Below are 7234 nucleotides of genomic sequence, written 5' to 3' on the forward strand. Positions count from 1 at the left end.
CGGTCTGTTTTTTCAGACGGCCTGAAATCTTGGAAAAAATCAAAAAAGCCGCCTGAAACCTTACATCGTCAATACGGCAGACCGACATAGTTTTCCGCCAGCGTTTTGACGGCGTTTTCGGTCAGCTCGAGTTGGTTGAATTCGGCTTCCTGCATTTTACGTTCGAAGTCGTCGGCATCGGGGAAGGTGTGCAGCAGCTTGGTCATATACCAAGAAAAACGTTCCGCTGCCCACACGCGCTTCATGCAGCGTTCGGAATAGCCGTCAATGCCCGCGCTGCTGCCGTTTCGGTAGTAATCGCACAGCGCATCGGCCAGGCATTGCACGTCGCCCGCGGCCAGATTCAACCCCTTCGCACCGGTGGGCGGCACGATATGCGCGGCATCGCCCGCCAGAAACAGGGATTGATAGCGCATCGGCTCGCTCACAAAGCTGCGCAGCGGCGCAATGCTTTTTTCCAAACTCGGGCCGGTCACGAGCTTGGCGGCGGTTTCGGGCGGCAGACGGTTTTTCAGTTCGTCCCAGAAACGCCCGTCCGGCCAATCCTCCACCTTGTCGCTCAGCGGCACTTGCAGGTAATAGCGGCTGCGGGTGGTGGAACGCTGGCTGCACAAAGCGAAGCCGTTGGGATGTTTGGCGTAAATCAGCTCCTCCGATACCGGCGGCGTGTCCGACAACAGACCGAGCCAGCCGAAGGGATACACGCGCTCGTAGGTTTTCAATACGCCCTCGGGAATGCTTTGGCGCGATACACCGTGGAAACCGTCGCAGCCGGCGATAAAGTCGCAATCCAAGCGGTGTCGGGTGCCGTCTTTGAGGTAGGTGACATAAGGCGCATCGGTATCGATTTCGTGCAGGGCGACGTCTTCCGCTTCGTAAACGGTCAGGCCGCCGCTTGCCGCACGCGCGTCCATCAGGTCGCGGGTGACTTCGGTTTGGCCGTACACCACCACATGTTTGCCGACTTCTTTTTCAAAATCCACGCGGATGTGTTTGTGGTCGAACACCAGCTCCACGCCTTCGTGCACCAAGCCTTCGCGGTGCATGCGCTCGGCCGCGCCCGCTTTTTCCAAGCCTTGCACGGTGGTGTGTTCCAATACGCCCGCGCGGATACGGCTCAAAACATAATCCGCGCTTTTGCGCTCCAAAATCACGTTGTCGATACCGTTTTGATACAGCAGCTGGCCGAGCAGCAGACCCGAGGGGCCTGCGCCGATGATGGCGACTTGGGTTTTCATGGGCTTTCTCCTTTGTCTTTTATGTAAAACGGTGTTGCAAAGCGTTTCAGACGGCCTGTTTGGCTTCGGCCTTGTTTTTATGGTGTTTTGGGGCGTGGTAGGCCGGGCTTTAGCCCGGCATGACCGGGTTTGGGGCGGTGCACTGTTTTGCCGGGCTGAAGCCCGGCCTAAGGAGCCTACGGGGGCGCGGTTTTTCAGACGGGCCTGTATCCGATCCTGTCCGGAGACCGTCAATCGATGTATTTCAAACCGGCTTTTTCCAGCGGCTCGCGCATTTTGTACAAATCCAACCCCAAAGTGCCGTTGGCGAACAGCTCGCGTTTATTTCCTTCGTTGGCTTCGCGCGCTTCGGCGGCGTCGGCAATCTCCATGGCGCGGTCGGCGGGCACGACCACTACGCCGTCGGTGTCGGCAATGACGACATCACCCGGGTTGACCAATGCGCCCGCGCACACCACGGGTACGTTGACCGAACCCAGCGTGGCTTTAATCGTGCCTTTGGCGTGGATGGCTTTGGCGAATACGGGGAAGCACATGGCTTCCAAGTCGGCCACGTCGCGCACGCCGCCGTCGATAATCAGGCCTTTGCAACCTTGGGCTTTGAACGAAGTGGCCAGCAGGTCGCCGAAAAAGCCGTCGGCGTTGTCGGTGGTGCAGGCGGCCACGGCCACATCGCCCGGACGCAGCTGCTCGGCAGCCACATGCATCATCCAGTTGTCGCCCGGCTGCAGCAGGATGGTGACGGCGGTGCCGCAGATTTTCGCGCCGCTGTACACGGGGCGCATATAGGGTTTCATCAGGCCGGTGCGCCCCATCGCTTCGTGAATGGTGGCCACGCCGAAGCGCGACAGTTTTTCCACCGCGGCCGGGTCGGCGCGTTTGATGTTGCGTTTGACCACGCCCAGTTGGTTCAGATACACATCGGTCATGTTTACAGTCCTTTCGATTTGAGCAGGGCGTCCAAGCGCGGGAAGACGCGGCGGGCGTTGCCTTCGTAGATTTGGTGTTTGTCTTCGGCGGAAAGGGCGGCGGCTTCGATGTAGCGTTTGGTGTCGTCGAAGTAGAAGCCGGTGCGCGGGTCGATGTCGCGTACCGCGCCGATCATTTCGGAGGCAAACAAGATGTTTTTGTTCGGCACCACGTCCAGCAGCAGGTCAATGCCGGGCTGGTGGTAAACGCAGGTGTCGAAGAAGATGTTGTTCAGCAAATGTTCTTCCAGTTCGGGCTTTTTCAGCACCATCGCCAGGCCGCGGAAACGTCCCCAGTGGTAGGGCACCGCGCCGCCGCCGTGCGGGATGATGAAGCGCAGGGTGGGGAAGTCTTTAAACAAATCGCCTTGCAGCAGCTGCATAAACGCGGTGGTGTCGGCGTTCAGGTAGTGCGCGCCGGTGGTGTGGAAGCAGTGGTTGCACGAGGTGGAAACGTGAATCATGGCGGGGATGTCGTATTCCACCATTTTTTCGTAAATCGGATACCAGTATTTGTCGGTCAGGGGCGGGGAAGTCCAATGGCCGCCGCTGGGGTCGGGATTGAGGTTGATACCGACGTTGCCGTATTCGTTGACGCAGCGTTCCAGCTCGGCAATGCAGGTTTCGACGGCCACACCGGGGCTTTGCGGCAACATGGCGACGGGAACGAAATTGTCCGGAAAAAGTTGCGATACGCGGTAGCACAATTCGTTACAAATCGCCGCCCAAGCGGAAGACACTTCAAAATCACCGATGTGGTGCGCCATAAAGCTGGCGCGCGGAGAGAAAAGCGTCATGTCCGCACCGCGCTCTTTCATCAGGCGCAGCTGGTTCTTCTCGATGGTTTCGCGCAATTCGTCGTCGCTGATTTTGAGTTCGCCGGCTTTGGGCATTTGCGACGGGTTGCCGATGGCGGCGATTTGCTTGTTGCGCCAGGCTTCCAATGAAGGCGGGGCGGTGGTGTAGTGGCCGTGGCAGTCGATAATCAGGCTCATGGGGTTTCTCCGTTTGCATCAAGTTAAGAATGTCGGTTTTCAGACGGCCTGTTCCGGCAGGGCGTAAGAGGCCGTCTGAATATTCAGCTGTCGCCGTAGAGCTTCTGTTTCATCATCAGGCAGAAGACCATCAACAGCGAAGGAAGGGCAAGAATGATAAAGATGGTTACAAAATCCAGCTGCCACGCCAAAAGCTGTCCGGTCAGGAACGTGCCCGCAATCGCGCCGAAGCGGCCTATGCCCAACATCCACGATACGCCCGTCGTGCGGCACTCGGTGGGATAAAACTTGGCAGCCAGCGCGGGCAGGGAAGACTGGGCGGTATTTTGGAATACGCCGGCAATCAACACCACCGCAATCAGCAGCCCCAAACCCTGTCCGATGGACCAACCGATGAAGGCGACCGATACGGCGGTCATCAGCGACATAAACGCAATCAGCTTGTTGCCGTTGAACTTGTCCATCAGATAGCCGTTGGCAATCGCGCCCAGTCCGCCCAGTGCAAACAGGCCGGAAATCTTCGGGCCCAATTCGGGCGGCATTTGCGCCTCTTTAAAGATAACGGGCATCCAGTTGATCATCGCGTAGAAAATAATCAGGCCGAGGAAATAACTGGCCCACAGCAGCACGGAGCCGGTGCGGAAATGCCGCCCCATCACCATGGCCATCGGATTTTCGGTCTGCTGGGCGCCTTTGTTTTCGTCCACTACGAACACAGCATTGTCCAAAGCGGCTGACGGATTGATACGGCGCAGGATTTTTCTCACTTCCTCCGCCGGCTTTTTCTTCACCACCAGATACGAGGGCGAGCGCGGCAGCAGGAAAATCATGATAAAGCTCAGAATCAGCGGCAGCATACCGCACCAAAACAGTGCCGTGCGCCAGCCGTATTCGGGAATCAGCCACGAAGCGAAAAAACCGCCCGCCGCCGCGCCGATGGGGAAGCCGCAATACATGGTGTTGACAATGGTGGCGCGTTTGTGGGCAGGGCAGAACTCCGTCAGCAGCGTGACCGCATTCGGCATGGCCGCCCCCAGTCCCAAGCCCGTGATGAAGCGCAAAATGCTCATCTGCGTCAAATCTTGGGCATAAGCCGAAGCCACGCACATGGCGGAAAACAGAAATACCGAAAAAGTCAGCACCACCTTGCGGCCGATTTTGTCGGCAACCGGGCCGAACGACACCGCACCGATGGCCAAGCCGAACAAAGCCGCACTCAATACCGGCGCCAGTTCCTTTTTCTCAATGCCCCAATCGTCGAGCAGGCTGGGGGCGATATAGCCGATGGCGGCCGTATCCATGCCGTCGAAAAACGCCACCAGAAAGCAGACGATGAAAATCATCCACTGGTAGCCTGAAAAGCGGCTTCCGTTAAGGAAATCCTGAATGTTGATAACGCGTTGTGTGGACTGCATGAGCTTCTCCATTTTGTAGTCGGCGGAAACCTGATGATTTCTCAAAGTGTTTTTATGAAAAACATTATTGTTGATAAATCACCCGATTTAAAGTGTGCAATCATACTAAGAGTTATAACAAATTTGTATAGCAGGCCGTCTGAAAAATACCGTTGAATAATCCATATCCGGAAAACATGGTTTAACTAACGTGCGTTCGGGATAAGACAAACGGTTGAGAAATATAAGTTCTGTTGAAATTCTAGTCATTCAACTACAAAATCATACGTCGTTAACTCGTCTTGCTATACTACCTGAGACCTTTGCAAAAATATTTAAAATCCCTTAGCCGTCATTAGCTACGCAAGTCCACTCCACTCCCCCCGCGCAGGCGGGAATCTACTTTAAATATTAAGCAACATATTGTTTCAAAATAAGTTACTTCATTTTATCGGTAGATTCCCGCCTGCGCGGGGGGAGTGGAGTGGACTTGCGTAGCTAATGACGTCACCGGAAGCCCAAACTTTTTTGCAAAGGTCCCGGCCTTTTTTGATTTTGGCAAAAGCTCAGGCCGTCTGAAAAATACCGTTGAATCATCCATTTCCGGAAAGCATGATTTAATAAACATAAAAATCAAATACTTGAATTTTGCTTCAGGTTCGGCCGGGCATGCTGCGGGTAGCGCGGTGTGCAGATAAAGCATAGGAGTTATATCGGAAGCGATATGGCAAGAGACGGGCCGGCACCTAATAATAGGGTTTGTTACAGGATACTACACAAGGTGGCGGCGATGTCGCAGCAGACAATGCAAAATATTCCGCAATGGCATTGCGACGTATTGGTCGCGGGCAGCGGCGCGGGCGGGCTGGCAGCGGCGGTTACGGCGGCGCACCACGGTCTGAAAGTCATCGTAGCCGAGCGTGCGGCAAGCTGCGGCGGCGCAACGGCACGGTCGGGCGGCTGGGCTTGGACGCCCGGCAATCCGCTAGCAAAGGCCGACGGGGTCAACGAACCGCGCGACGATTTCCGCAATTATCTCAAAGCCGTTATCGGTGAAGCCGACTACGACCACGAACGCATTGAAATGTTTTTGGAAAACGTGCCGCACATGGTCGGCTTTTTTGAAAATTCCACACCGCTGAAATTCACGCCCGGCGCAAAAATCTGCGACATCTACGGCCGGCTGCCCGGCGCGGGCACGGGGCACCGCTCCGTTGCCGCCACCCCGTTTTACGCCAAGCAGCTGCCCCGACATCTGCTCGGCATTCTGCCCGACCAATACAAAATGACCTCGTTTTGGGGCATGGGCATCATGGCGGGGCCGGATTTGGGGCATTTCCTCAACGCAATGAAAAAGCCGCAGAGCTTCCTTTATGCCGCCAAACGCTTCGGCATCCACCTCTACGACAAAATCGTTTACAAACGCAACATGCAGATGGTCAACGGCTTGGCAATGATTGCCCGGCTGGTGCAGGCCGCCGATGAAAAAGGCGTGGACATTCAGGTCAATACCTCGGTGAAAGCACTGATTGAAGACGGAAACGGCAAAACCGTCGGCGCATATCTCGATACCCCGCAAGGCACAGTGCAAGTCCGCGCGGCCAAGGGCGTGGTGCTGGCCACCGGCGGCTATCCCGCCAACATCGAACGGCGCAAAAACTTTCCGCGCAATCCCGACGGCACGCAGCATTGGACGCTCGCACCGCAAGAGGCCGACGGCGCAGGTCTGGCCTTGGCCGAAAGCGCGGGCGGCTATCTCGACGACTCCGGCCGCTCGCCCGCCGCATGGTGTCCCGTATCCGTCGTGAAATTCAAAGACGGCAGCGAAGGCGTGTTCCCGCACATTGCCGACCGCGCCAAACCCGGCATCATCGGCGTGTTGAAAAACGGCAAACGCTTTGTCAACGAGGCCAACGGCTATTACGACTATGTGGCCGGCATGCTCCAAGCCGTGCCCGAAGGCGAAGCGGTCGAATCCTGGCTGATAGGCGACAAACGCGCCGTACGCAGCTACATGTTCGGCTATGCCAAACCGCGGCCGATACCGCTGGCCGTTTACACCCGATACCTGAAATGCATTGAAGAAGCCGACACGCTCGACGAACTGGCCGAAAAATGCGGCATCGACCCCGTCGGCCTGATGTCAACCGTAGCCGGATTCAACCGAATGGCCAAGCAGGGCAAAGACACCGACTTCGGGCGCGGCGACACCCCGTTCAACCGCTACGGCGGTGACGCATCCACCGGCTATCCCAATCCCTCGCTCGCCCCTTTGGGCAAAGGCCCGTATTACGCCGTGAAAGTACAAGTCGGCTCGTTCGGCACCTTCGCCGGCATCGCCGTAGACGCCTTCTCGCGCGTTTTACGGCGCGACGGCAGCATTTCAGACGGCCTCTATGCCGTCGGCCTCGACCAAAAATCCGTATTCGGCGGCAACTACCCCTGCGGCGGCATCAACATCGGCCCCGCACTCACTTTCGGCTACACCGCCGCCCGCCATATCGCAGGCGTAACGGAATACGAAGACGACGGCAGCGTTTGCCCGTCGGCGGACTATCAGGGCAGCCTGCTTAGGCCGTCTGAAAAATGACGGAGGACTTCACTCGGATTGAGGCAGCCGCAGCCAAGCCGCCTTTACC

General features: G+C 57.0%; 5 protein-coding genes. 1 reads left to right on the forward strand and 4 read right to left on the reverse strand.

Annotated elements, in window-relative coordinates:
- Positions 1 to 68: 68 nt before the first annotated feature.
- From pobA to BDE01S_RS06710, 4 genes are all read right to left on the reverse strand, one after another.
- Positions 69 to 1238, reverse strand: a complete 1170-nt coding sequence (gene pobA, locus BDE01S_RS06695; RefSeq protein ID WP_066079121.1) for a 4-hydroxybenzoate 3-monooxygenase — start codon at positions 1236 to 1238, stop codon at positions 69 to 71.
- 230 nt (positions 1239 to 1468) lie between these two features.
- Positions 1469 to 2167 (reverse strand): 4-carboxy-4-hydroxy-2-oxoadipate aldolase/oxaloacetate decarboxylase, encoded by a 699-nt coding sequence (gene ligK, locus BDE01S_RS06700; RefSeq protein ID WP_066079124.1) that lies wholly within the window; start codon positions 2165 to 2167, stop codon positions 1469 to 1471.
- A gap of 2 nt (positions 2168 to 2169) precedes the next feature.
- Positions 2170 to 3201 carry an amidohydrolase family protein gene (locus tag BDE01S_RS06705; RefSeq protein ID WP_066079127.1) on the reverse strand — a complete coding sequence of 344 codons (1032 nt, stop codon included), beginning with the start codon at positions 3199 to 3201 and terminating at the stop codon, positions 2170 to 2172.
- 83 nt (positions 3202 to 3284) lie between these two features.
- Positions 3285 to 4616, reverse strand: a complete 1332-nt coding sequence (locus tag BDE01S_RS06710; RefSeq protein ID WP_066079131.1) for an MFS transporter — start codon at positions 4614 to 4616, stop codon at positions 3285 to 3287.
- A 769-nt stretch (positions 4617 to 5385) separates the two neighbouring features.
- Here BDE01S_RS06710 and BDE01S_RS06715 point away from each other — a divergent pair.
- Positions 5386 to 7185 carry an FAD-dependent oxidoreductase gene (locus BDE01S_RS06715; protein WP_066079134.1) on the forward strand — a complete coding sequence of 600 codons (1800 nt, stop codon included), beginning with the start codon at positions 5386 to 5388 and terminating at the stop codon, positions 7183 to 7185.
- Positions 7186 to 7234: the final 49 nt, after the last annotated feature.

The organism is Bergeriella denitrificans NBRC 102155, from assembly GCF_001592185.1.
Taxonomy (GTDB): domain Bacteria; phylum Pseudomonadota; class Gammaproteobacteria; order Burkholderiales; family Neisseriaceae; genus Neisseria; species Neisseria denitrificans.